A 25,758-nucleotide genomic window follows, 5' to 3' on the forward strand; every position below is an offset into this window, starting at 1 on the left:
CAACATGTGGACAACTCGCGATCTTCAAAGGCACGCGGGGCCCTTTCGTACTGTCATGCGGTACGGGAGGGCCCCGCGTGCCGGAATGGCGGGAGCGGCTGGCAGCTCTGGTCTCGGCGAGCGACGGTTAGAGTCGCGGAGGAGTCACGGCACACGTTAGGGAGTCTGGATGAGCAGGCGCGGGATCAACGAGGACGCCGACGTCATCGTGGTGGGTGCTGGACCGGCGGGCTCGACCGCGGCCACCTACCTCGCCAGGGCGGGCCTCGACGTCCTCCTCCTGGAGAAGAGCACCTTCCCGAGGGAGAAGGTCTGCGGCGACGGCCTCACGCCCCGGGGCGTCAAGCAGCTCATCGACCTGGGCATCGACACCCGCGAGAGCAACGGCTGGCTCCACAACAAGGGCCTCCGCGTCGTGGGCGGCGGCGTGACGATGGAACTGGACTGGCCGGACCTGGCCACCTTCCCGAACTACGGCGTCGTGCGTCCTCGCCTGGACTTCGACGAGATGCTCGCGAACGCCGCCAAGGCGGCCGGTGCGCGCATGCACGAGCACACGACGGTCACCAAGGCCATCGTCGAGAACGGCCGGGTCGTGGGTGTAGAGGCGAAGCAGGGACCGGAAAAGAACCCGGTCACCTACAAAGCCCCCATCGTCGTCGGGTGTGACGGTGTGTCAGCACGCCTCGCCCTGAGCATCGGCCTCCAGAAGGACGACGACAAGCCGATGGGCGTGGCGGTCCGCCGCTACTACAACAGCCCGCGCACCAAGGACGACTACCTCGAGTCGCACCTCGAGCTGTGGGCGCCGGACGGGCAGCTGCTGCCCGGCTACGGCTGGATCTTCGGCATGGGCGACGGCAGCGTGAACGTCGGCCTGGGCATTCTCAGCACGTCGAAGGCCTACGGCACCACCGACTACCGGCAGCTCCTGCGCAGCTGGCTGGACGGCACGCCGGAGGAGTGGGGCTTCCGCGAGGAGAACGCGACCAGCCGGATCGGTGGCGCGGCGCTGCCCATGGGGCTCAACCGCAAGCCGCACTACCGGGCGGGCATGGTGCTCGTCGGCGACGCCGGCGGCATGGTCAACCCGTTCAACGGCGAGGGCATCGGCTACGCCATGGAGTCGGCCAAGATCGCGTCCGAGTCGATCGTCCAGGCGCTCGCGCGCACCGGCGTCAACCGTGAACGGGCGTTGCACGGCTACCCGGTCCGCATCGAGGAAGCGCTCGGCAGTTACTACCGGCTCGGGAACGTCTTCTCCAAGCTCATCGGTAACCCGGCGATCATGCGGACCGCAACGAAGTACGGAATGCCGCGGAAACGCCTGATGAAACTCGTGCTCAAGCTACTGGCGGGCCTCTACGACCCCAAGGACGGGGACTCAATGGACCGCCTGATCGTGGCCGCCACGAAGCTCGCTCCCAGCGCGTAAATTACTCCGAATAGGTGACGGCACCGGCTCAATACGAGCCGGTGCCGTTTCGCATGTGTCGGGCAAGTTAAACGCGCAGGTCAGACCCTGTGATCCAGGTCATTTACAGGCGTTCTACACTGGCGATCGAGCTTGTGAATCACTTCACAACAGTGTGATCAAGCTTGTGAACTGTTTCACAAGCGTTTGTTAGGTTCGCCTAACAAACGTGTCGTAGAACAACACCCTTAGGGTGCGGGCGACCGCGAGGAAAGGACGACGGAGCGTGCTTGACCCTTACCTCCCCCTCGTATTGATGTTCGCGCTCGCCGGAGCGTTCGCACTGTTCTCGGTGACCGCGGCTCCCTACATCGGACCGCGCCGCTACAACAAGGCGAAGCTCGACGCGTACGAGTGCGGCATCGAGCCGAGCCCGCAGCCGGTCGTGGGTGGTGGGCGCATGCCCGTCGCCTACTACCTGACGGCGATGCTGTTCATCTTGTTCGACATCGAAATGGTCTTCCTCTACCCGTTCGCCGTAGCGGCCGACAAGCTCGGCCTGTTCGGGCTGGTGGAGATCGTCCTGTTCGTCGCCACGGTCGGCTTCGCGTACGTCTACGTGTGGCGTCGCGGCGGCCTCGACTGGAACTGAGGAAGTCATGGGTCTCGAGGAGAAGCTCCCGAACGGCATCCTGCTGGTCAGCGTCGAGAAGCTGGTCAACTGGACCCGCAAGTCCTCGCTCTGGCCTGCCACCTTCGGCCTGGCCTGCTGCGCCATCGAGATGATGACGACGGGTGGTCCGCGGTACGACCTGGCCCGCTTCGGCATGGAGGTCTTCCGGGCCTCACCGCGCCAGGCGGACCTGATGATCGTGGCCGGCCGCGTCACCAACAAGATGGCGCCGGTGCTGCGGCAGATCTACGACCAGATGCCCGAGCCGCGCTGGGTGCTGGCCATGGGCGTGTGCGCCAGCACTGGCGGCATGTTCAACAACTACGCGGTGGTGCAGGGCGTCGACCACGTCGTGCCCGTCGACATGTACCTGCCGGGCTGCCCGCCGCGGCCGGAGATGCTGATGGACGCGATCCTCAAGATCCACGCCAAGATCATGGACGAGCCGCTGAACGCCGTGCGCGCCAAGGCACTCGCCGACTCGGGCTACCGCACCGATCTCATCCCGTCCTCCGAGCGTTTTGCGAGGAAGAAGTGACCGAGCCAGGGGGAGAGCACTCCAGCGTCAACCGCGCGGGAGAGGATCTCGAGAAGACCAACCCGGACGAGGCGAAGGCGAAAGCGCCGATCCTCGCGGGCAAGGAGCGCCAGGGCCTCTTCGGTGTCACCGGCTCCGGTGACACGTCCGGCTTCGGTGGCCTGCGCCTGCCCGCCCACGTGGCCGCTCCGTCCGAGCGCCCGTTCGGCGGCTGGTTCGACGAGGTCGCGGACGAGCTGTTCGCCTCGATCGCGGAGAAGGGCCTGCCCGCCGACACGGTGCAGCAGGTGACGGTCGACCGCGGCGAGATCACCTTCTACCTCCGGCCGGAGACGCTGCTGGAGGTGGCGCGCATCTGCCGCGACACCCCGTCGCTGCGCTTCGAGCTCTGCAGCTCGGTGTCCGGTGTGGACTACGGCGCCGACGTGCCGCAGCGCCTGCACTCGGTCACGCACCTCACGTCGATGACGTACCGCCGCCGCATCCGGCTGGAAGTCGCCGTCGACGTCGAGCACCCGCACGTGCCGAGTCTCGTCGGGGTCTACCCGACGGCGGACTGGCAGGAGCGCGAGACCTGGGACATGTTCGGGATCGTCTACGACGGTCACCCCGGACTGACCCGCATCCTCATGCCGGACGACTGGGACGGACACCCCCAGCGCAAGGACTACCCGCTGGGCGGCATCCCGGTGGAGTACAAGGGCGCGGAGATTCCTCCGCCGGACCAGAGGCGGTCCTACTCATGACCGAGCGGCTTTCCGACGTCACCACCGGGACGAACACCAGCGCGACCGGCAGCGACAGCACGGACGACGTCAACACCCGCACCGAGACTCCCGAGATCGCGGACTCCCGGAAGACCACCGAGGGCACCGTCTACACGGTGACCGGCGGCGACTGGGACGAGGTGCTCGCGGACGCGGTCCACGACGAGCGCATCGTCATGAACCTCGGCCCGCAGCACCCCTCGACCCACGGCGTGCTCCGCCTGGTCCTGGAGCTCGAGGGCGAGACGGTCACCCACGCCCGCAGCGTGATCGGCTACTTGCACACCGGTATCGAGAAGAACGTCGAGTACCGGAACTGGGTCCAGGGCGTCACGTTCGTGACGCGCACGGACTACCTCGCGCCGCTGCACCACGAAGCCGCGTACTGCATGGCCGTCGAGAAGCTGCTCGGCGTCACGGTGCCGGACAAGGCGCAGGCGATCCGCGTGCTGCTGATGGAGATCAACCGCATCAGCTCGCACCTCGTCGCGCTCGCCACCGGCGGCATGGAGCTCGGTGCCCTCACCGGCATGACCTCCGGCTTCCGCGAGCGCGAAGAGGCCCTGCACCTGCTGGAGCACCTCACCGGCCTGCGGATGAACCACGCGTTCATCCGTCCCGGCGGCCTCGCGCAGGACCTCCCGGCCGACGCGGTCGAGAAGATCACCGGCTTCGTCAAGATCATGGAAAAGCGGCTGCCGGACTACGACAAGCTGCTCACCGGTCAGCCGATCTGGCGCAACCGCCTCGCGGGCGTGGGTTACCTGCCCGTCGACGCGTGCCTCGCGCTCGGCATCACCGGCCCGATCCTGCGCTCCGCCGGCCTCGCCTGGGACCTGCGCAAGATCGAGCCGTACAGCGGCTACGAGAACTACCAGTTCGAAGTGCCGACCTCGAACGCGGCGGACTGCTTCGCGCGGTACCTGCTGCGCCTGGAGGAGATGCACCAGTCGCTGCGGATCATCAAGCAGGTCGTGAAGACCCTGCCCACCGGTCCGGTGATGGTCGAGGACGCGAAGATCGCGTGGCCGGCGCAGCTCACGATCGGCAGCGACGGCATGGGCAACTCGCTCGAGCACGTCCGCAAGATCATGGGCCAGTCCATGGAGTCCCTGATCCACCACTTCAAGCTGGTGACCGAGGGCTTCAAGGTTCCGCCGGGCCAGGTGTACGTGCCGGTCGAGTCGCCGCGCGGCGAGCTGGGCTACCACGTGGTCTCCGACGGCGGCACCAGGCCGATGCGCGTGCACCTGCGCGAACCAAGCTTCGTGAACCTCCAGTCGATGCCCGCGATGTGCGAGGGCGGCATGGTCGCCGACGTCATCGCGTCCGTCGCCTCGATCGACCCCGTGATGGGTGGTTGCGACCGATGACTCAGGCACAGGAAACCGCTTTCGACCAGTCGACTGTGGACAGGGCGCAGGCGATCATCGCCCGCTACCCGCAGGCCCGCAGCGCGCTGCTCCCGATGCTGCACCTCGTGCAGTCGGTCGAGGGCTACGTCTCCCAGGACGGCATCCGGTTCTGCGCCGGGCAGCTCGACCTGAGCGAGGCCGAGGTCAGCGCGGTCGCGACGTTCTACACGATGTACAAGCGCCGTCCCTGCGGTGAGCACCTCGTCAGCGTGTGCACGAACACGCTGTGCGCGGCGCTCGGCGGCGACGAGATCTACTCGACGCTCAAGAGCCACCTCGGCGTGGGCCACGAGGAGACCGCGGGCGAGCCGGGCACGCCGGGCTCGATCACGCTGGAGCACGCCGAGTGCCTCGCCGCGTGCGACCTCGGCCCGGTGCTCCAGGTGAACTACGAGTTCTACGACAACCAGACGCCGGACAAGGCCCTGGGACTCGTGAAGGCGTTGCAGTCGGGGGAGAAGCCCGCCCCGACGCGCGGTGCCCCGCTCACCGACTTCAAGCAGGCCGAGCTCCAGCTCGCCGGGTTCTTCGAGGGTCGCGACGCCGACCTCGACGGCCCGTCGGCGGCGCCGGAGACGCTGGCCGGTGCGCAGATCGCCAAGGAACGCGGCTGGGACGCGCCGAACACGCCGTCCAACGCCGAGTTCCCCGCCCTGCCGGAAAAGAAGTAGGGAAAACAATGGTTGACCCGCTGACTCCTGTTCTCACCAAGCGCTGGACCGAGCCCAAGTCCTGGACCATCGAGACCTACGAGCGCACCGGTGGCTACACCGCCCTGCCCAAGGCGCTGAAGGCCCACCCGGACCAGCTCATCCAGCAGTGCAAGGACTCCGGACTGCGCGGCCGCGGCGGCGCGGGGTTCCCCACCGGCATGAAGTGGGGCTTCATCCCGCAGGGCGACGGCAAGCCGCACTACCTCGTCATCAACGCCGACGAGGGTGAGCCCGGCACCTGCAAGGACATCCCGCTGATGATGGCGGACCCGCACTCGCTGATCGAGGGCGTGATCATCACGTCGTACGCGATCCGCGCGAACTTCGCGGCGATCTACGTCCGCGGTGAGGTCCTGCACTGCATCCGCCGCCTCAACGCGGCGGTGCGCGAGGCGTACGCCAAGGGCTACCTGGGCAAGAACATCCTCGGCAGCGGGTTCGACCTCGACGTCGTGATCCACGCCGGCGCCGGCGCGTACATCTGCGGCGAGGAGACCGCGCTGCTCGACTCGCTGGAGGGCCGCCGCGGTCAGCCGCGGCTCAAGCCGCCGTTCCCCGCGACCTCGGGCCTCTACGCGTCGCCCACCGTCGTGAACAACGTGGAGACCATCGCGTCGGTCCCCTTCATCGTCAACGGTGGCGCCGACTGGTTCCGCGAGATGGGTCGCGACCGGTCGCCCGGTCCGAAGATCTACTCGCTGTCCGGCCACGTCACGCGGCCCGGCCAGTACGAGGCGCCGATGGGCACCACGCTCCGGCAGCTGCTGGACATGGCCGGCGGCATGAAGGACGGCATCCCGCTGAAGTTCTGGACGCCGGGCGGCTCGTCCACCCCGCTGTTCACCGCGGAGCACCTCGACGTGCCGCTGGACTTCGAAGGTGCCGCCGAGGCCGGCTCCATGCTGGGCACCACCGCCCTGCAGATCTTCAACGAGACCGTGTCCGTGCCGTGGGCCGTCATGAAGTGGACGGAGTTCTACAAGCACGAGTCGTGCGGCAAGTGCACGCCGTGCCGCGAGGGCACGTACTGGCTCGTGCAGATCCTGCAGCGGATGGTGGCCGGCAACGGGACGGCGAGCGACATCGACACGTTGCTCGACGTCTGCGACAACATCCTCGGCCGCTCGTTCTGCGCGCTCGGTGACGGTGCTGTCAGCCCGATCACCAGTGGCATCAAGTACTTCAAGGACGAGTTCCTGGCGCTGTGCGACCAGAACTCCAAGGTCCTGGCTGGAGCGAACGCATGACCATCGCGCCTGACAAGCCCACCGCCGAGCTCGTCGTCCCCGAAGGGCACGTGAAGCTCGTCATCGACGGCGTCGAGGTCGTCGCGCCCAAGGGTGAGCTGCTGATCCGCACGGCCGAGCGCCTCGGCACGGTCATCCCGCGCTTCTGCGACCACCCGCTGCTGGAGCCCGCGGGCGCCTGCCGCCAGTGCCTCGTCGAGGTCGAGATGGGCGGCCGGCCGATGCCGAAGCCGCAGGCCTCCTGCACGATGACGGTCGCGGACGGCATGGTCGTGAAGACCCAGCTGACCTCGCCGGTCGCGGACAAGGCCCAGCAGGGTGTGATGGAGCTGCTGCTCATCAACCACCCGCTGGACTGCCCGATCTGCGACAAGGGCGGTGAGTGCCCGCTGCAGAACCAGGCGATCGCCCACGGCCGCAGCGACTCCCGCTTCCACGAGCACAAGCGGACGTTCCCGAAGCCGATCAACATCTCGACGCAGGTGCTGCTCGACCGCGAGCGCTGCGTGCTCTGCCAGCGCTGCACCCGGTTCTCCGCGCAGATCGCCGGCGACCCGTTCATCGAGCTGCTGGAGCGCGGTGCGCTGCAGCAGATCGGCACGGCGCCGGAGAAGCCGTTCCAGTCGTACTTCTCCGGCAACACCATCCAGATCTGCCCGGTCGGCGCTCTCACGTCGGCGGCCTACCGCTTCCGCGCCCGGCCGTTCGACCTCGTGTCGACGCCGAGCATCTGCGAGCACTGCTCCTCCGGTTGTGCCGAGCGCACCGACTGGCGGCGCGGCAAGGTGCAGCGCAAGCTCGCCGGCGACGACCCGCAGGTCAACGAGGAGTGGATCTGCGACAAGGGCCGGTTCGCCTTCCGCTACGCCACCGCCGACGACCGCATCAAGCGGCCGCTGGTGCGCGACAAGGAGAGCGGCGAGCTGCGCGAGTCGTCCTGGACCGAGGCGCTGCAGGTCGCGGCGGCCGGTCTGGCGGCGGCACGGGACGCGCACGGCGTCGGTGTCCTCACCGGTGGCCGGCTGACCGTCGAGGACGCCTACGCGTACTCGAAGTTCGCCCGGATCGCGTTGCACACCAACGACATCGACTTCCGCGCCCGGCCGCACAGCGCCGAGGAGCTGGAGTTCCTGTCCGGTACCACGGTGTTCACGAACCCGGACAACGGCGTCACCTTCCAGGGCATCGAGAAGGCACCGGCCGCGTTGCTGGTCGCGTTCGAGCCCGAGGAGGAAGCGCCGATCGTCTTCCTGCGCCTGCGCAAGGCCGCTCGCAACGGCGCCACGAAGGTCTTCCACCTCGGCCAGTTCACGACCCCGGCCGTGGAGAAGACGTTCGGCACGCTGCTCGCCTGCGTGCCCGGTGCCGAGGCGAACGCCATCAACGCGTTGCCGGAGCACGCTTCCGACGTCGTCGAGCTGCTGTCCAAGCCCGGTGCGGTGATCCTGGTCGGCGAACGCGCCGCCGCCATCCCCGGCGCGTTCACCGCGGTCGCCCGCCTGGCCGAGCGCACGGGCGCCCAGGTCGCGTGGATTCCCCGCCGTGCCGGTGAGCGCGGCGCGCTCGCGGTCGGTGCCACGCCGAACCTGCTGCCCGGCGGCCGCCACGTCGCGAACGCCGCCGCGCGCACCGAGGTCGAGCGCACCTGGGGTGTCGAGGAGGGCTCGCTGCCCGCGACGCCCGGCCGCGACACCACGGGCATCCTCGAAGCCGCCGCGAACGGCGAGCTGTCCGGTCTGCTGATCGGCGGCGTCGACCCGTTCGACCTGCCGGACCCGCGGCTCGCGGAGAAGGCGCTGGCGGCGGCCGGTTTCATCGTGAGCCTGGAGTTGCGGCCGAGCGCGGTCACCGCGCACGCGGACGTCGTGCTCCCGATCGCCCCGGCGGTCGAGAAGTCCGGCAGCTACCTCAACTGGGAGGGCCGCCGCCGCGAGTTCGGCACGACCCTCGACGGCACCAGCGCCCTGCCGGACTGCCGCGTGCTCGACACCCTCGCGGTGGAGATGGACGCGGACCTGTTCACGCAGACGCCCGCCGCCTCGGCCGCCGACCTGGCACGCCTGGGCGAGGGCACGCCGAGCGGTTCCTCGCTCAACGTCGCCGCGCCGCTGGTGTCCCCGGCCGGTCCCGGCAAGGCCGTGCTCGCCACGTGGCACCGCCTGATCGGCAACGGCTCGCTGCAGGTGGACGAGCCGCACCTCGCCGGCACGGCCCGCCCGGTCGTCGCGAAGATCGCGGAGACCACCGCCCAGCAGTTCGGCCTCGAGTCCGGCGGGTACGTGACGGTCTCCACCGAGCGTGGCGCGATCACGCTCCCGGTCGAGACCGACGACCTGCCCGAGGGCGTCATCTGGCTGCCCACCAACTCGGGTGACGTGACCGTCCGGGCCACTCTCGGCGCGGGCCACGGCTCGATCGTCTCCGTCAGCGGAGGAACGTCATGACCCAGCACTTCCACGCGGCGGAGATCGGTGAGACCGCCAAGCTCCTCGCGGACGACCCGGTCTGGCTCATCCTGGTCAAGGTCGTCGCGATCTTCGCGTTCCTCGTGGTCATGACCCTGTTCATGATCAACTGGGAGCGCAAGGTCGTCGCGCGGATGCAGCACCGTCCCGGCCCCAACCGGGTCGGCCCGAACGGCTGGCTGCAGTCGCTCGCGGACGGTCTGAAGCTCGCGTTCAAGGAGGACATCCGCCCCGTCCTCGCGGACAAGTGGGTGTTCTTCCTCGCGCCGGTGATCTCCTGCATCCCCGCGTTCCTCGCGTTCTCGGTGATCCCGCTCGCGGGTGAGGTCAACCTGTTCGGCGAGCAGACCGCGCTGCAGCTCGTCGACCTCCCGGTCGGCGTGCTCGTGGTGCTGGCCTGCTCCTCGATCGGCGTCTACGGCATCGTGCTGTCCGGCTGGGCCTCCGGCTCGCCGTACCCGCTGCTCGGCGCGCTGCGGTCGGCCGCGCAGGTGATCTCCTACGAGATCGCGATGGGCCTGTCGATCGTCGCGGTGATCATGTTCACCGGCTCGATGTCGACCGGTGACATCGTCGGCGCGCAGGCGACCACCGTGCTCGGGTTCGCGCCCGGCTGGTTCGGTCTGCTGCTCTTCCCCAGCTTCGCGATCTACGTCGTGTCGATGGTCGGCGAGACCAACCGCGCCCCGTTCGACCTCCCCGAGGCCGAGTCGGAGCTCGTCGGTGGTTTCCACACGGAGTACAGCTCGCTGAAGTTCGCGCTGTTCTTCCTCGCCGAGTACGTCAACATGGTCACCGTCTCGGCGCTCGCGACCACGCTCTTCCTCGGCGGCTACCACGCCCCGTGGAGCGGCGAGTTCATGAACACCGGCTGGTGGGGCCTGCTCTGGTTCATCATCAAGACGCTGGGCTTCCTGTTCATCTTCATCTGGCTGCGCGGCACGCTTCCCCGCATGCGCTACGACCAGTTCATGCGCCTGGGCTGGAAGGTGCTGGTCCCGACCAGCCTCATCTGGATCATGGCCGTCGCGGTCATCCGCACCGGCGCGATCCAGCAGCTCTCCACGGCGCAGCGGCTCATCGCGCTGGGCGTGATCGTCGGCCTCGTGCTGCTGGTCTCGTTCCTGCTGCCGGACAAGAAGGTCCAGGACACCAAGGGCGTTCCGCTCGCGGGTTCCGGCTTCCCCGTGCCGCCGCTCGACCTCGTCGTTCCCAAGGCCGCGCCCAAGCGCAAGGTCAAGGTCGCCAACATCCCCGCGGACAAGGCAGCCGTCACCACCGGTAAGGAGGCTGAGTAGGGATGTTCGAGTCCCTGAAAGGCTTCGGAGTCACCTTCGGCACCATGTTCAAGAAGGTGGTGACGGAGGAGTACCCCGAGGTCAAGAAGGTGACCGCGCCGCGGTTCCACGGCCGTCACCAGCTGAACCGGCACCCGGACGGGCTGGAGAAGTGCGTCGGCTGCGAGCTGTGCGCGTGGGCCTGCCCGGCGGACGCGATCTTCGTCGAGGGTGGCGACAACACCGAGGACGCGCGTTACTCGCCCGGTGAGCGCTACGGCATGGACTACCAGATCAACTACCTGCGGTGCATCGGCTGCGGCCTGTGCATCGAGGCGTGCCCGACCCGTTCGCTCACGATGACGAACGAGTACGAGCTCGCCGACGACAACCGGCAGGACCTGATCTTCACCAAGGAAGACCTGCTCGCTCCGCTGCTGCCCGGCATGGAGCAGCCGCCGCACCCGATGCGGCTGGGCAACAACGAGAACGACTACTACGTGAACGGCCCGCAGCTCGCGAAGGAGGCCGGGCAGTGAGCCTCCTGACCTTCCTCGCGCAGCAGCAGCCCGAACCGGTGCAGCGCGTGGTCGACACCGTCACCACGGGCGAGGCGATCACGTTCTGGGTGCTCGGCCCGCTCGCGCTGGCCGGAGCGCTCGGCATGCTCTTCGCGCGCAACGCGGTGCACTCCGCCCTGTGGCTCGTCGTGACGATGCTCAGCCTCGGTGTGCTGTACATGGTCCAGCAGGCGCCGTTCCTCGGCTTCGTGCAGATCATCGTCTACACCGGCGCGATCATGATGCTGTTCCTGTTCGTGCTGATGATGGTCGGTCGGGACAGTTCGGACTCCGTCGTCGAGGTGATCCGGGGCCAGCGCCTCGCGGCCGCGTTGCTCGGCATCGGGTTCGCCGTGATCCTGGTCGGCTCCGTCGGCCGCGCGCTGACCTCGGTCCAGCCCCGCGGTCTGGCCGAGGCGAACACCACCAACGGCGGCAACGTCGGCAACATCGGCCAGAAGCTCTTCACGGACTACCTGTTCGCGTTCGAGCTCACGTCGGCGCTGCTGATCACCGCCGCGCTCGGCGCGATGATCCTGGCGTTCGTCGGCCGCGACGGGAAGCCCGCCAAGAAGACGCAGAAGGAACTCGTCGAGGAGCGCTTCCAGGACGGCACGCGGGTCGGCTCGCTGCCCGGCCCCGGCGTCTTCGCCACCGCCAACTCGGTGGCCACCCCCGCACTGCTGCCCGACGGCACCGTGGCGGAGGAGTCGCTGTTCGAGGTCATCGAGGCGACCGACAAGTCCACGCTCTCGGACGACGTCGCCGACGTGGCCGGCACCGGGCACGTGGCCGACGCGCACGCGCTCAAGGGAAGTGAGTCGTGACTCCCACGTACTACCTGCTGCTGTCGGCACTGCTGTTCAGCATCGGCGCCGTCGGCGTCCTGGTGCGCCGCAACGCCATCGTGGTCTTCATGTGCGTCGAGCTCATGCTCAACGCGGTCAACCTGAGCCTCGTGACGTTCGCGCGCATCAACGGCTCGCTCGACGGTCAGGTGATGGCGTTCTTCGTGATGGTCGTCGCCGCGGCGGAGGTCGTCGTCGGCCTCGCGATCATCATGTCCATCTTCCGGACGCGTCGCTCGGCCTCGGTCGACGACTCGAACCTGCTGAAGTACTGAGGGGTCACCGGTGACGGAACCTGTTGTCGCCAGCGGGGTCGCGAGCTTCGCCTGGTTGTTGCTCGCGCTGCCCGCGTTCGGTGCGGCGGTGCTGTTGGTCAGTGGCAGGCGCGCCGACAAGTGGGGCCACCTGCTCGGCAGCGCCACGCTGCTGGCGTCGTTCGGCTACGCGCTCGCGTTGTTCTTCTCCACGCTCGGCGTCTCGAACCCCGAGGAGCGGGTGCAGAACCTGCACCTGTTCAACTGGATCGACGTCAACGCGCTGACCGTCGCGTTCGGACTGCGGATCGACCCGCTGTCGCTGACGTTCGTGCTGCTGATCACCGGTGTGGGCTCGCTGATCCACATCTACTCGATCGGCTACATGGCGCACGAGGAAGGCAGGCGGAAGTTCTTCGCCTACCTCAACCTCTTCGTCTCGGCGATGCTCCTGCTGGTGCTGGGCAACGGCTTCGTGACCCTGTACTTCGGCTGGGAGGGCGTCGGTCTCGCCTCGTACCTGCTGATCGGCTGGTACCAGTACAAGCCGGAAGCGGCATCGGCGGCCAAGAAGGCCTTCCTGATGAACCGCGTCGGTGACCTGGGCCTCGCGATCGCGATCTTCCTGATGTTCAACCGGCTCGGGACGACGCAGTACACCGAGGTCTTCAGCCGCGTCAGCGAGTTCTCCTCGGCCGAGGTCCTCGCCATCACGCTGCTGCTGCTCCTGGGTGCCTGCGGCAAGTCCGGTCAGTTCCCGCTCCAGGCCTGGTTGCCGGACGCGATGGCCGGCCCGACCCCGGTGTCCGCCCTGATCCACGCGGCGACGATGGTCACCGCGGGCGTCTACCTGATCGCCCGCTCCAACCCGCTCTACAACCTGAGCGAGGACGGCCGCCTGGTCGTCATGATCATCGGTGCGGTCACGCTGCTGATCGGCTGCATCATCGGTTGCGCCTACGACGACTTCAAGAAGGTCCTGGCGTACTCGACGGTCTCGCAGATCGGTTACATGATCCTCGCGGTGGGCCTCGGCCCGATCGGGTACGCGCTGGGCATCATGCACCTGCTGACGCACGGCTTCTTCAAGGCCGGGCTCTTCCTCGGTGCCGGTTCGGTCATGCACGGCATGAACGACGAGGGCAACATCCGCCGGATGGGCGGGCTCTACAAGTTCCTGCCGATCACCTTCGTCACCTGGACGCTCGGCTACCTCGCGCTGATCGGCATCCCGCCGTTCGCGGGTTACTTCTCGAAGGACGCCATCATCGCGGCGGCGTTCACCGGGGAGGGCTGGCGCCCGTACGTCTTCGGCGGGGTCGCGCTGCTCGGTGCCGCGCTGACCGCGTTCTACATGACGCGCCTGCTGATCCTCGTCTTCCTGGGCAAGCCCCGCTGGAAGGAACTGAAGTCCGAGGACGGCCGCGAGTACCACCCGCACGAGTCCCCGCTGACGATGACCATCCCGATGATCATCCTCGCGGTCGGCTCGGTCGCCGGTGGCTGGTTCCTCTCCTCCGGCGGACGTCTGGCCGGCTGGCTGGAGCCCTCGCTGGGCGAGCTCAAGGAAGAGCACGGCGTGATCTCGCACGGCATGGTCGGCATCCTGACCGTCGTGCTCGCGCTGCTCGGCGCCGGACTCGCGTTCCTGCTCTTCGGCCGCCGCAAGCAGCCGGTCGAGCGGCCGGCGCGGGTGGCCTGGCCGGTGCGCGCGGCCCGTGCGGACCTCTACGGCAACGCACTGAACGAGGCCCTCTTCGCGCGGCCGGGCACCTGGCTCACCCGCGCGCTGGTGTTCCTCGACCTGAAGGGCGTCGACGGTCTGGTCAACGGGACCGCGGCGCTGCTCGGCGGTAGCTCCGGCCGGTTGCGCAGGCTGCAGACCGGGTTCGTCCGCTCCTACGCACTGTCCATGCTGCTGGGCTCGATCTTCGTGCTCGGAGCGCTCCTGGTGGTGAGGTTCTCGTGACCTGGGTTCTGATCGCACTGCTGGTGGTGCCGCTGGTCGGCGCGCTGGTGGTGGCGTTCCTGCGCAAGGACGACAAGAAGGCCAAGCTCGTCGCGCTGGCGTTCTCGCTCGTCGAGCTCGTGCTCGCCGGTCTGCTGTGGTTCGCCTACGACCCGGACGGCGACCGCATCCAGCTCGCCAGCGGCGTGGACTGGATCCCGGCGTTCGGCGTGCGGCTGCAGTTCGGCATCGACGGCATCGCGCTGGTGATGATCGCGGTCATCGCGCTGCTGATCCCGCTGGTGATCGGTGCCGGCTGGACGGAGAAGCTGCCCGCCGGCCGTTCGCAGGGCGGGTACCTCTCGCTGATCCTCATCCAGGAGGCCGTGACGGTCGCGGTGTTCGCCGCCACCGACGTCTTCCTGTTCTACGTGCTCTTCGAAGTCATGCTGATCCCGATGTACTTCCTGATCGGCGGCTACGGCGGCGCGCGCAGGCAGTACGCGGCGGTCAAGTTCTTCCTGTACTCGTTCCTCGGCGGCCTGATCATGCTGGCCTCCGCGATCGGCGCCTACGCGATGGCGTCGGACGAGCTGGGCAAGGGCACGTTCGACTGGGCGACCCTGGTGACCGTGGTCCGCGACGCCGACTCGACGACGCAGACCTGGCTGTTCCTCGGCTTCTTCCTGGCATTCGCGATCAAGGCGCCGCTCGTGCCGTTCCACACCTGGCTGCCCGACGCCGCGGCCGAGGCGCCCATCGGCGTCACGGTGATCGTCGTCGGCATCCTGGACAAGGTCGGCACGTTCGGCATGCTGCGCTACCTGCTGCCGATGTTCCCGGAGGCGTCGAAGAACCTGGCGCCGTTCGTGCTCGTGCTCGCGGTGGCCGGTGTCCTCTACGGATCGCTGCTCGCCACGGGTCAGCGCGACATGAAGCGGTTCCTGGCCTACGTCTCGATCGCCCACTTCGGCTTCATCGCGCTCGGCATCTTCTCGTTCACGTCGCAGGCGGGCGTGGGCTCGGTGTCGTACATGCTCAACCACTCGATCTCGACCGGCATGCTGATCCTGGTGGTCGGCATGGTGATCGCGCGCGGTGGTTCGTCGCTGATCGCCGACTACGGCGGCATGTCGAAGGTGGCCCCGCTGCTGGCGGGCATGCTGCTGCTGGCGGGTCTCACCACGCTGTCGCTGCCGGGCACGAACTCGTTCGTCTCGGAGTTCCTGGTGCTGATCGGCTCGTTCCCGACCCAGCCGGTGTTCACGATCATCGCGACGGTCGGCATGGTGCTCGCGGCGCTCTACGTGCTGTGGCTCTACCAGCGGATCATGACCGGCCCGCTGCGCGGCGACGCGCTCGTGGCCGCGGCCGCCGGTCCGGGTGCCGTCGGCGATCCGGAGAAGAAGACCACCATCGGCGACCTCACCAAGCGCGAGATCGCCGTGCTGGCACCGCTCGTTGTCATCGTGCTGGCGCTCGGGTTCTACCCGCAGCCGGTGCTCGACGTCATCACCCCGACTGTGGGGGCGACGCTGACCGAGGTCGGCGTGACCGACCCGGTCACCGTGCAGGAAGGCAAGTGACGTGAACCTTCTCGTCGCTCAGGCGCAACAGATCGAGGCGCCGGAGATCCATTACGGCGCCATCGCGCCGCTGCTGATCGTGCTCGGTGCGGCGTGCATCAGCGTGCTGCTGGAAGCGTTGCTGCCCAAGCACCAGCGGTGGGCCGTGCAGCTCGTGCTCACGCTCCTGACCCTGGTCGGTGCCGTCGGCTCGCTGATCCTCTACGCGACGTCGGAGCGTCCCGAGCAGGGCGTGGCGACGCTGGCGGGGGCGATCGCGGTCGACTCGCCGTCGCTGTTCCTGTGGGCCACGTTGCTGGTGCTGGGCTTCGGTTCGGTGCTGCTGATCGCCGATCGCTCGGTGGAGCCGGGTGGCGCGTTCGTGGCGCAGGCCGCGATCCGTCCCGGCACCGTGCAGGACCGCGCGCAGGCGACGAAGACCGGCATGCAGACCGAGGTCTTCCCGCTCACGCTGTTCGCGCTCGGCGGCATGATGACGTTCGTCGCGGCGAACGACCTGCTGACGATGTTCATCGCGCTGGAAGTCCTGTCCCTGCCGCTGTACCTGCTGTGCGGTCTGGCTCGCCGCCGTCGCCTGCTCTCGCAGGAAGCGGCCGTGAAGTACTTCCTGCTCGGCGCTTTCGCGTCCGCGTTCTTCCTCTACGGCGTGGCCCTGCTGTACGGCTACGCGGGTTCGGTGAAGCTCTCGGCCATCGCGACCGCCGCCGGCGGCACGGACCGTTCCGACACGCTGCTGTTCGCGGGCTTCGGCCTGCTGGTGGTGGGCCTGCTGTTCAAGGCCGCCGTCGGTCCGTTCCACGCCTGGACCCCGGACGTGTACCAGGGCGCGCCGACGCCGGTGACGGCGTTCATGGCCGCGTGCACCAAGGTCGCTGCCTTCGGCGGCATCCTGCGCGTGCTCACGGTGGCGTTCGAGAACACGCAGTGGGAATGGCGTGGCGTGCTCTACGGCGTCGCGGTCGTCTCGATGGTGATCGGCGCGATCCTCGGCCTCACCCAGACCGACGTGAAGCGCATGATCGCGTACTCCTCGGTGGCGCACGCGGGCTTCCTGCTGATCGGCTCCATCGCCCTGACGCCGGAAGGCGGCGCACCGGGCGTGAGCGCGACCATGTTCTACCTGCTGGCGTACGGCTTCACCACGATCGCCGCGTTCGGCATCGTGTCGCTGGTCCGCAACTCCGACGGCGAGGCGACGCACCTGTCGCAATGGGCGGGTCTCGCGAAGCGGTCGCCGATCGTGGCGGCCACCTTCACGTTCCTGTTGCTGGCCCTGGCCGGCATTCCGCTGACGTCCGGCTTCATCGGCAAGTTCGTCGTGTTCAGCGCGGCGATCGAAGCCGGCCTGACGCCGCTCGTGGTGATCGCCCTGGTGGCCTCGGCCGTCGCGGCGTTCTTCTACCTGCGGGTGATCGTGCTGATGTACTTCAGCGACCCGGCTCCGGACGGCCCGACCGTGACGGTGCCCGGCGCGTTCACCACGATCGCGATCACGTTGGGCGCGGTGGTGACCTTGGTGCTCGGTTTGTGGCCCACCTTCGTGCTCGATTGGGCGGGTACCGGCTCCTTCCTCAGCTAGGTGTACGTAGTCTGCTGGTGTGACCAGTAGCGAGCATGAGGGACCGGGGTTCGCGTTGGTGGACCCCGTGCTCACCGAGGTAGTCCAGGAAGGCCTGGCCGAGGTGGAGCGCATCCTGCACGACGTCGTGCAGAGCGAGTTCCACCCGGTCACGGAAACCTCGCTTCACCTTGTGGAGGCGGGCGGGAAGCGCATCCGCCCGCTCTTCACACTGCTCGCATCGCAGTTCGGCGCCGACTGGGACCGGGAAAAGGTCATCACGGCGGCCGCTGTGGTCGAGCTCACCCACCTCGCGACGCTCTACCACGACGACGTCATGGACGAGGCGACCATGCGGCGCGGAGCGGTCTCCGCGAACGTCAAGTGGGACAACAGCATCGCGATCCTGACGGGCGACTTCCTCTTCGCCCACGCGTCCCGGCTGACCGCCGATCTGGGTACGGACGCGGCGCGGATCATCGCGGAGACCTTCTCGGTCCTGGTGACCGGACAGATGCGCGAGACCGTCGGCCCGAAGCCCGGCGAGGACGCGATCTCCCACTACCTCAAGGTGATCGAGGAGAAGACCGGCGTCCTGATCGCCACCGCGGCCAGGTTCGGCGGCATGTTCTCCGACGCGACCGAGGAGCAGACCGACGCGCTGCGCCGCTACGCCGAGGTGATCGGGGCGGCGTTCCAGATCTCCGACGACGTGATCGACATCGCGTCACCGTCCGTCGAGTCGGGCAAGACCCCGGGCACCGACCTGCGCGAAGGCGTGAAGACGCTGCCGATGCTCTACGCGCTGGCCGATCCGTCCGAGACGCGCCTGGCCGAGCTGCTGGCCGGACCGATCACCGAGGACGAGCTGGTGGACGAGGCCCTCGGCCTGCTGCGCAAGTCCTCCGGCATGGACAAGGCCCGCGAGATCCTCGACGACTACGCGGACCGGGCCCGCACGGAGCTGGGCAAGCTGCCCGAGTGCGCCGCGCGCAACGCCCTGGAAGAGCTCGCCACCTACGTAGTGGAGCGCTCCCGCTAACTGCTCGCTGACCGCACGCGGGGACCTTTCGTACCGTCATGGAGTACGAAAGGTCCCCGCGTGCGGTTCTTCAGCGCGTCGAACGTGAAGATCGCCAGGGCCAGCCACACCAGGGCGAACCCGATCCGCCTGCTGGCCGGCATCGGTTCGTGCACGACGAACACGCCCCAGGCGAACTGCAGCACCGGAGCGAGGTACTGCAGCATGCCCATCGTGATCAGCGGAATCCGTTGCGCGCCCGCGCCGAACAGCACCAGCGGGATCGCCGTGACGATGCCGGTGCTCAGGATCAGCAGCGTGTGGCCGGTGCCTTCGGTGGTGAAGGTGTTCGCGCTGCCGAGGACCAGCAGGTAGACCAGCGCGAACGGGACGATCACGATGCTCTCCGCGGTGAGGCTCGTGATGGCGTCCAGCGGCACCTTCTTCTTCAGCAGCCCGTAGACGCCGAACGAGCAGGCCAGGATCAGCGAGATGATCGGCAGCCTGCCGTAGTCGACGGTGAGGACGATCACAGCGACGATCACCACAGCGATCGCTACGGTCTGCGGCAACCGCACGCGTTCCTTCAGGAAGATCATTCCGAGCGCCACGCTCACCAGTGGCGTGATGAAGTAGCCGAGCGCCGCTTCCACGACGTGGTGGCTGTTGACCGCGTAGATGTAGGTGCCCCAGTTCACCGTGATCAACGCGGCCGCTGCGGTAACGATCAGCCAGCCTTTTCCTGATAGTTCGAGGAAAGGCCGCCACCGTCGGAGGATCATGACGACGATGGCGAGCGTGACGAACGACCAGACGATCCGGTGTGCGAGCACCTCGATCGGCTGGGCGGGTACGAGGAGTGGCCAGTACGCCGGGAACAAGCCCCAGAGGACGTAGGCGAGTGCGCCGTACGTGAGCCCTCGCCCCTGGGTGTGAACTTCTGGCGAAGTGGTGGCCGAGGTTGTCAGAGGGGGCACAAAATCCCACTCTACGCTGGGCTTTCCGCCCGTTATTTGCGCTGAACGGCGTAGTGACGGAGCATCATCGAAGGCACTGTAGTTTGGCCGTGCTCACCCTTCCGAGTGAGTGGTCGGTGTGGTCGTAGAAGGGGCTTACCCGTGAACATCTTCGGGCAGGTCTGGCTGTGGAGCCTGCTGTCCTTCGTTGCGGGAGTACTGCTCACCTGGTTGGTGATGGTGCGCCCCGCACGCAAGCAGATTGCCGACCTGGATGATCAACTTCTCGACGCGCGCCGGAGCGCCGCACCGGTTGCGGCGTCCACCACCGTCGACGACTTCGTGGTCGACGAGTGGGACGCGCCGCCGCCGCGGTCGCTGAGCGACGAGGTGCTGACGCCGCCCACGGCCGTGCCGGCACTGCCTCCCGCTCCCGCGCCGTACCAGGAGCCGCCCGCCTACTTCGGCGAGCCCGTGCCGGCTCCCGCTCCGCCGCCGCTCCACGTTCCGCCGCTTCCGGTGGTCGAGGAGCCCGAGCAGGCGTCTCACGAGCAGGAGTCCCACGAGCAGGCCCCGTACGAGCACACGCCGTACGAGCAGGAGTCGTTCGAGCGGGAGTCGTCTGAGCGGGAGTCGTCCGAACGGGAGTCGTTCGAGCAGCAGTCGTTCGAGACGACCACCTTCGAGGCCCAGCCCGAGGCGGAGGAGGAGCCGGCCGCCCAGGTCCGCCAGTACCTCGAGCCCGAAGAGGCGCAGCGCCGCTTCGAGGAGCAGCTGGCCGAGCAGAAGGCACGCGCCGACGCCGAGGACGACCGCCCGCGCTCGCTGTTCGAGCGACTCGGGCCGGGGGAGGTCCCCGCCGAGACGCCGGCCGAGCAGACCACGGTCCTGTCGCAGTCCGGGCTGGAGGCCGCGGACTTCGACGAGGAGCCCGAGCTCCCGTCCGAGCAGACGTCGCACGTGCCCCTGGTCGCCGAGCCCGGCGCGCCGGCCCGCGTACCGACCGCGGGCCCGGAGGTCGACGAGCAGTCCGACGACTTCATCTACCAGCCTCGCGAGGTCTGGGCGCAGGACGAGCCCGAGACCTACCTCGACGAGGCCGCCGAGCAGGAGGACGAGCCCGCCCGCACCCGCTCCGAGCAGACGACGTTCATCGCCGTCGAGGAGAGCAGCTGGCCGGACAACGACCTCACCGGTGAGTACCCCGGCCTTCGCGACGAGATCTCCGGCCAGCTGGACGGGTTCACCGAGCCGCGGTCCGAGGTGGAGCCGGAGTCCCCGGCCGAGCAGACCGGGCTGATCGAGCCGATCGTCGAACCGGTGGACCTGGACGCGCCGAGCGTGCGCAACGGTGTCTTCGAGTCGACGCTGGCCGAGGAGCAGGAGCGGCACACCGAGCCGGAGCCCGAGCCGGAGCCCGAGCGGGAGTCCGAGCCGGAGCCGGAGTCGGCGCGCGAGCAGCACGAGCAGTACGAGCAGCACGAGCAGTACGAGCAGCACGAGCCCGAGCGGGTCTTCGAGGAGTTCGTCGAGCCCGAGTACACCGGGTCGTTCTCCCAGCCGTTCATGACCCCCGGTGCCCCGCCGCCCGCGCCGTTCTCGGCGTTCGAGCCGCGGGTGGAGTCCGAGGAGCCCCAGGAGCGTTCGGTCCGCGCCGTCGGTGCCGCGTTCTCCCACGGGACCGAGACCCCCGCCGCACCGCCCGCCCCGGCCGCGCCTGCTCCGGTCGCCGAACAGCCGCGTTCGCTGTTCGAGCCGCTGCTCGACGCCGACGAGCCGTTGCCGGCCCTCGGCCAGACCCGCAAGCTGCCGGACACCAGCAACGACCAGCCGTTCGTGCCGAAGTTCGTGCCGAGCGACGAGCCGCTGCTCGCCGCCCCGCCGGAGCCGGAGCCGGAGCCCGTCGACCTGCCGCAGCGCCACACCGAGGCGGGTCTGCCGATCCGCGAGGCCCGGCGCACCACGCCGCAGCGTCAGCAGAGCTTCCCCGCGTTCTCGGCGTTCGAGCAGCCGAAGCAGGAGGCCCCGCCCACGCCGTCGCTCCCGCAGCGGCCCCGTCCGGTCGGCTACTCGCCGTCCACCGGCGGCCGCCCGAACGGAACGCCCGCGGGCCCGGCGCCGACGCGCTTCCAGCAGCCGGAGGGCTTCAACCCGCGCTCGCCGTTCGGTCCCGGCTCGGTGCTGCCGAAGTCGGACGGTCACGCGCCGGCCGCGGACTTCTCGGTGAAGGCCACGCTCACCGGCCGTCGTTACTACAGCGAGGGTTCGGCGAACTTCGGCGACACCCGCGCGGACGTGTGGTTCCGCACCGAGGCCGACGCGGAGAAGGCCGGGTTCCGCCCGGCTCCGTGATCGATCACCGCGACAAAAAGGCCCCCACCGCGTTCGGTGGGGGCCTTTCGGTTGTTCCGGGGTCAGCCGACCACGGTCCAGGTGTCCTTGCCGTGCAACAGCTTGCTCAGGTCCGCGGCCTTGGTGGCCTTGGCCTCGTTGACCTGCGCGCGCACTCCGTCGTCGTACGTCGTGCGGTCCGCACGGCGGAACACGCCCGTGACGGTGTGCGTGAGGTCCTGCGTCGACAGCCGCGAGAGCGCGAACGACAGGTTCAGGTCCGACGCGTCGTGCACGACGATGTCGCTCGCGTCCACGTCCGCGGACTTGGCGACCGCGAGCCCGAAGCCCTCGCGGACCACGCAGTACTCGCCCTCACGGCCGAACCTGATCGGCTCGCCGTCGACGACGTGGATGATCCGCCGCTGTGCCTCGTCCGCGTCCTTCAGCACGTCGAACGCGCCGTCGTTGAAGATGGGGCAGTTCTGGTAGATCTCCACGAGCGCCGAGCCGCGGTGTTCCGCCGCCTGGCGCAGCACCGAGGTGAGACCGGCCTTGTCCGAGTCGAGCGCCCGGCCCACGAAGGAGGCCTCCGCGCCCAGCGCCAGCGACACCGGGTTGAACGGGTGGTCGACCGAGCCGATCGGCGTCGACTTGGTGACCTTGCCCGGCTCCGAGGTCGGCGAGTACTGGCCCTTGGTGAGGCCGTAGATCCTGTTGTTGAACAGCAGGATCTTGAGGTTCACGTTGCGCCGCAGCGTGTGGATCAGGTGGTTGCCGCCGATGGACAGCGCGTCACCGTCACCCGTCACCACCCACACGCTCAGGTCCGGCCGCGCCACGGCGAGACCCGTGGCGATGGCCGGCGCACGGCCGTGGATGGAGTGCATGCCGTACGTGTTCATGTAGTACGGGAAGCGGGACGAGCACCCGATGCCCGAGACGAACACGATGTTCTCGCGCTTGAGACCCAGCGACGGCAGGAACGACTGCATGGTGTTGAGCACGATGTAGTCGCCACAGCCGGGGCACCAGCGGACTTCCTGGTCGGACTTGTAGTCCCTGGCCGTCTGCTTCTCGTCGGTGGTGGGAACTCCGGTCAGTCCCGGGATTCCGAGGTCGATCGAGGTCACGCCGACACCCCCTTGATCACGTCAGCGAGCACGTCCTGCAGCTCCTCCGCCTTGAAGGGAAGGCCCTGCACCTTGGTGTAGGAGATCGCGTCCACCAGGTACTTCGCCCTCAACAGCAACGCCAGCTGTCCCAGGTTCATTTCCGGCACGACGACCTTCTCGTACGACTTCAGCACGTCACCCAGGTTCTTGGGGAACGGGTTGAGGTGCCGCAGGTGCGCGTGCGCGACGGGGAGGCCGAGCTTGCGGACCCGCCGTGCCGCGGCGCCGATCGGGCCGTAGGACGAACCCCAGCCGACGACCAGGACCTTCGCGTTGCCGTCCGGGTCCTCGACCACGACGTCCGGCACCTCGATGCCGTCGATCTTGGCCTGGCGCAGGCGAACCATCTTGTCGTGGTTCTCCGGGTCGTACGAGATGTTGCCGGTGACGTCCTGCTTCTCCAGACCGCCGATGCGGTGCTGCAGGCCAGGAGTGCCGGGCACGGCCCACGGACGTGCCAGCGTCTCCGGGTCGCGGGAGTACGGCTGGAAGTTCTCCGGGTCCGTCGCGAACTCGACCGTGAGGTCGGGCAGCGTCTCGACGTCGGGGATCAGCCACGGCTCGGAGCCGTTCGCGATCGCGCCGTCACTGAGGAACAGCACCGGAGTGCGGTACTTCAGCGCGATCCTGGTCGCGTCGACCACGGCGTCGAAGCAGTCCGAGGGGGACTGCGGCGCCACGATCGGCACCGGCGACTCGCCGTTGCGGCCGAACATCGCCTGCAGCAGGTCGGCCTGCTCGGTCTTCGTCGGCAGACCGGTGGACGGGCCACCGCGCTGCACGTCGATCACGAGCAGCGGCAGTTCGGTCATCACGCCGAGGCCGATGGTCTCGGACTTCAGCGCGATGCCGGGGCCGGACGTCGACGTCACGCCGATCGCCCCGCCGTAGGACGCGCCGAGGGCGATGCCGATGCCCGCGATCTCGTCCTCGGCCTGCACCGTGGTGATGTCGAAGTTCTTGTGCTTGCTCAGCTCGTGCAGGATGTCCGACGCCGGCGTGATCGGGTACGTGCCGAGCACGACGGGCAGCTTCGCGAGCTGGGCCGCCGCGACGATGCCGTACGCCGTCGCCGTGTTGCCGGTGATCTGGCGGTAGGTGCCGACGTTGAGCTTCGCGGGCGCCACCTCGTAGGTGACGGCGAAGGCCTCGGTCGTCTCGCCGTAGTAGAAGCCGGCGCGGAAGGCCAGGACGTTGGCCTCGGCGATGTCCGGCTTCTTCGCGAACTTCTCGCGCAGGAACCGTTCCGTGCCCTCGGTCGGCCGGTGGTACATCCACGACAGCAGGCCGAGCGCGAACATGTTCTTCGCGCGTTCGGCGTCCTTCTTGCCGAGACCGGTCTCTTCGAGGGCGCCGATGGTCAGCGTCGCCATGGCGACCTTGTGGACCTGGAACCTCTCGAGCGAGTCGTCCTCGAGCGGGTTCGAGTCGTACCCGACCTTCGTCAGGTTCCGCTTCGAGAACTCGTCGGTGTTGACGATGAGGATGCCGCCGTCCGGCAGGTCGACGACGTTCGCCTTGAGCGCGGCCGGGTTCATCGCGACGAGAACGTCGGGACGGTCGCCGGGCGTCAGGATGTCGTAGTCGGCGAAGTGCAGCTGGAACGACGACACACCGGGCAGGGTCCCCTGTGGTGCGCGGATCTCGGCGGGGAAGTTGGGCTGCGTGGCGAGGTCGTTGCCGAACGCCGCCGCTTCCGACGTGAACCGGTCTCCGGTGAGCTGCATGCCATCACCGGAGTCGCCGGCGAAGCGGATCACAACGCGATCCAGCTTGCGGGTCTCAGTGCTCATTCCTACGCCGATACCTCTCTCCAAGGGTGGCCGTGCCCCACCACGAGGGTAGTCGCCAGGACCGCCTGCGAGACGGGCCGTGTACCACCAGGCGAGACGAACTGTCCCATCTGCCGCAACGGGTCCTTAACTCAACGGTAAGCACAGCACTACCAGCGGATACCCGAATGCGGCAGACGTCACCCTCGATACCTGTTACCCAAGGTAACACTTACCGTCCGCTGATCCGAGCCTTCATCGCGGCAAGCCTCGCAGCGAACTCTGGAGTGTCGATCGAAGCGACCTGTGGGATCAGCTCGAGCGCGACCGCTTCCGCGTGGTCGTGCATTGCATCGGTCGCCCGCATCGTCGCCTTGATGGTCCGGACGAGTTCAGCCGGAGCCTCGGCGGAGGCCTTCGCCAGCTCTTTCGCCACTGACAGTGGGTCTTCGGCCCTGGCGTAGGCCAGTCCGAGCGCAACGGCCTGGTCGGCGTCGAGGATCTGCCCGAACAAGGTCATCGCCGTGGCGGTCTGAGGGCCGACGAGCCTCTGCAGCATCCACGTCATGCCGCCACCGGGGTGGATGCCGAGCTGCAGGAACCGCGCGTCGAACCGCGCCTTCGGCCCGGCGATCCGGACGTCCGCGGCCAGCGCGAGGTTGAGCCCCGCGCCCACCGCGGCCCCGTTGACCGCGGCGATCGTGGGGATCTTCGCGTTGGCCACGGCGAGAAAGCCCTTGTAGATCCGCTTGAGCCCCTCGTCCTTGGAGTTGCCGAGCTGCGTGAGGTCCGCGCCGGCGCAGAACGCCGGCGGCGCGCCCGTGATGACCAGCGCGTTGGCGTCCCGTTCCGCTTCCCCGACCTTGTCCGCGAGCTCCTGCGACAGGTCGATGGTCAGTGCGTTGCGCCGCTCCGGATCGTTGATCGTGATCACGGCGACGGAATCGTGGTGCTCCAGCAGAACCTCAGCCATGCCTCGCACCCTAGGGCGTGTCCCGTAAGTCTCGTCCGCGATAGTCGCGGCCGAGGGCCCCGGAGACGGCACGGCCGCAAAGCCCGAATAAGCCCGGTATGAGGGCATTGCGGCGGCACCGCCTCCGGGTCTCTCGACCGTGACTCTCATCGAACGGACTTACGGGACACGCCCTAGCTTGAGTTTTAACCTCTGAGTGGCTGGGTGAGACCCCGGGTGATCATGGGTGAAGCCCTTGGTCGATTCTTCTTCTTGCGACAGACGAAG

At 68.3% G+C, this 25,758-nt stretch carries 21 protein-coding genes; 17 read left to right on the plus strand and 4 right to left on the minus strand.

What is annotated here, in order from left to right:
• The first annotated feature begins 169 nt into the window (after positions 1 to 169).
• From AB0M48_RS40205 to AB0M48_RS40280, 16 genes are all read left to right on the plus strand, one after another.
• Positions 170 to 1,435: a geranylgeranyl reductase family protein gene (locus AB0M48_RS40205; RefSeq protein WP_363852858.1), complete on the plus strand. Its 1,266-nt coding sequence runs from the start codon at positions 170 to 172 to the stop codon at positions 1,433 to 1,435.
• Positions 1,436 to 1,700: 265 nt separating this feature from the next.
• Positions 1,701 to 2,066, plus strand: coding sequence for an NADH-quinone oxidoreductase subunit A (locus AB0M48_RS40210; RefSeq protein WP_030478224.1), 366 nt, complete (start codon positions 1,701 to 1,703; stop codon positions 2,064 to 2,066).
• Positions 2,067 to 2,073: 7 nt separating this feature from the next.
• Positions 2,074 to 2,625, plus strand: a complete 552-nt coding sequence (locus AB0M48_RS40215; RefSeq protein WP_086666372.1) for an NADH-quinone oxidoreductase subunit B — start codon at positions 2,074 to 2,076, stop codon at positions 2,623 to 2,625.
• Positions 2,622 to 3,371: an NADH-quinone oxidoreductase subunit C gene (locus AB0M48_RS40220; RefSeq protein ID WP_363852866.1), complete on the plus strand. Its 750-nt coding sequence runs from the start codon at positions 2,622 to 2,624 to the stop codon at positions 3,369 to 3,371. Before AB0M48_RS40215 ends, AB0M48_RS40220 begins: the two co-directional genes overlap by 4 nt.
• On the plus strand, positions 3,368 to 4,765 hold the full coding sequence (locus AB0M48_RS40225; RefSeq protein ID WP_363852869.1) for an NADH-quinone oxidoreductase subunit D: 1,398 nt from the start codon (positions 3,368 to 3,370) through the stop codon (positions 4,763 to 4,765). Before AB0M48_RS40220 ends, AB0M48_RS40225 begins: the two co-directional genes overlap by 4 nt.
• Positions 4,762 to 5,478 carry an NADH-quinone oxidoreductase subunit NuoE gene (gene nuoE / locus AB0M48_RS40230; protein WP_363852872.1) on the plus strand — a complete coding sequence of 239 codons (717 nt, stop codon included), beginning with the start codon at positions 4,762 to 4,764 and terminating at the stop codon, positions 5,476 to 5,478. The genes AB0M48_RS40225 and nuoE overlap by 4 nt, the downstream gene beginning before the upstream one ends.
• Positions 5,479 to 5,486: 8 nt before the next feature.
• On the plus strand, positions 5,487 to 6,767 hold the full coding sequence (gene nuoF / locus AB0M48_RS40235; RefSeq protein ID WP_363852874.1) for an NADH-quinone oxidoreductase subunit NuoF: 1,281 nt from the start codon (positions 5,487 to 5,489) through the stop codon (positions 6,765 to 6,767).
• Positions 6,764 to 9,211, plus strand: a complete 2,448-nt coding sequence (locus AB0M48_RS40240; RefSeq protein ID WP_363852877.1) for an NADH-quinone oxidoreductase subunit G — start codon at positions 6,764 to 6,766, stop codon at positions 9,209 to 9,211. The genes nuoF and AB0M48_RS40240 overlap by 4 nt, the downstream gene beginning before the upstream one ends.
• Before the next feature lie 23 nt (positions 9,212 to 9,234).
• Entirely contained in the window at positions 9,235 to 10,530 is a 1,296-nt protein-coding gene (nuoH, locus tag AB0M48_RS40245) for an NADH-quinone oxidoreductase subunit NuoH (protein ID WP_363852918.1), read from the plus strand.
• Positions 10,531 to 10,532: 2 nt separating this feature from the next.
• Positions 10,533 to 11,048 carry an NADH-quinone oxidoreductase subunit NuoI gene (gene nuoI / locus AB0M48_RS40250; protein WP_266043570.1) on the plus strand — a complete coding sequence of 172 codons (516 nt, stop codon included), beginning with the start codon at positions 10,533 to 10,535 and terminating at the stop codon, positions 11,046 to 11,048.
• A gap of 5 nt (positions 11,049 to 11,053) precedes the next feature.
• The gene (locus AB0M48_RS40255; protein WP_363852921.1) at positions 11,054 to 11,896 is read left to right on the plus strand and encodes an NADH-quinone oxidoreductase subunit J; all 843 of its coding nucleotides are present in this window, start codon (positions 11,054 to 11,056) and stop codon (positions 11,894 to 11,896) included.
• Positions 11,893 to 12,192, plus strand: a complete 300-nt coding sequence (gene nuoK / locus AB0M48_RS40260; RefSeq protein WP_030473209.1) for an NADH-quinone oxidoreductase subunit NuoK — start codon at positions 11,893 to 11,895, stop codon at positions 12,190 to 12,192. Before AB0M48_RS40255 ends, nuoK begins: the two co-directional genes overlap by 4 nt.
• A gap of 10 nt (positions 12,193 to 12,202) precedes the next feature.
• Positions 12,203 to 14,140: an NADH-quinone oxidoreductase subunit L gene (nuoL, locus tag AB0M48_RS40265; RefSeq protein ID WP_363852881.1), complete on the plus strand. Its 1,938-nt coding sequence runs from the start codon at positions 12,203 to 12,205 to the stop codon at positions 14,138 to 14,140.
• Entirely contained in the window at positions 14,137 to 15,705 is a 1,569-nt protein-coding gene (locus tag AB0M48_RS40270; protein ID WP_363852884.1) for an NADH-quinone oxidoreductase subunit M, read from the plus strand. The genes nuoL and AB0M48_RS40270 overlap by 4 nt, the downstream gene beginning before the upstream one ends.
• A gap of 1 nt (position 15,706) precedes the next feature.
• Positions 15,707 to 17,284 (plus strand): NADH-quinone oxidoreductase subunit NuoN, encoded by a 1,578-nt coding sequence (gene nuoN / locus AB0M48_RS40275; protein ID WP_363852886.1) that lies wholly within the window; start codon positions 15,707 to 15,709, stop codon positions 17,282 to 17,284.
• Positions 17,285 to 17,339: 55 nt separating this feature from the next.
• Entirely contained in the window at positions 17,340 to 18,305 is a 966-nt protein-coding gene (locus AB0M48_RS40280; protein WP_363852924.1) for a polyprenyl synthetase family protein, read from the plus strand.
• On the opposite strand, the gene rarD is transcribed toward AB0M48_RS40280, so the two are convergent.
• Positions 18,302 to 19,261, minus strand: a complete 960-nt coding sequence (gene rarD / locus AB0M48_RS40285) for an EamA family transporter RarD (RefSeq protein WP_363852889.1) — start codon at positions 19,259 to 19,261, stop codon at positions 18,302 to 18,304. The two genes, AB0M48_RS40280 and rarD, sit on opposite strands and share 4 nt — an antisense overlap.
• Positions 19,262 to 19,402: 141 nt before the next feature.
• Between rarD and AB0M48_RS40290 the strand changes: the two genes are divergently transcribed.
• Positions 19,403 to 21,592 carry a hypothetical protein gene (locus AB0M48_RS40290; RefSeq protein WP_363852892.1) on the plus strand — a complete coding sequence of 730 codons (2,190 nt, stop codon included), beginning with the start codon at positions 19,403 to 19,405 and terminating at the stop codon, positions 21,590 to 21,592.
• 62 nt (positions 21,593 to 21,654) lie between these two features.
• Here AB0M48_RS40290 and AB0M48_RS40295 read toward each other — a convergent pair whose 3' ends face one another.
• The 3 genes from AB0M48_RS40295 to AB0M48_RS40305 form a co-directional block, all read right to left on the minus strand.
• Positions 21,655 to 22,704 carry a thiamine pyrophosphate-dependent enzyme gene (locus tag AB0M48_RS40295; RefSeq protein ID WP_363852895.1) on the minus strand — a complete coding sequence of 350 codons (1,050 nt, stop codon included), beginning with the start codon at positions 22,702 to 22,704 and terminating at the stop codon, positions 21,655 to 21,657.
• A complete protein-coding gene (locus AB0M48_RS40300; protein ID WP_363852898.1) occupies positions 22,701 to 24,539 on the minus strand; it encodes a 2-oxoacid:acceptor oxidoreductase subunit alpha in 1,839 nt (612 codons plus the stop codon). The genes AB0M48_RS40295 and AB0M48_RS40300 overlap by 4 nt, the downstream gene beginning before the upstream one ends.
• 211 nt (positions 24,540 to 24,750) lie before the next feature.
• Positions 24,751 to 25,491: an enoyl-CoA hydratase gene (locus AB0M48_RS40305; protein ID WP_363852901.1), complete on the minus strand. Its 741-nt coding sequence runs from the start codon at positions 25,489 to 25,491 to the stop codon at positions 24,751 to 24,753.
• Positions 25,492 to 25,758: the final 267 nt, after the last annotated feature.

Origin of the sequence: Lentzea sp. NPDC051208, from assembly GCF_040682435.1 — a bacterium.
Classification (GTDB): Bacteria; Actinomycetota; Actinomycetes; order Mycobacteriales; family Pseudonocardiaceae; genus Lentzea; species Lentzea kristufekii.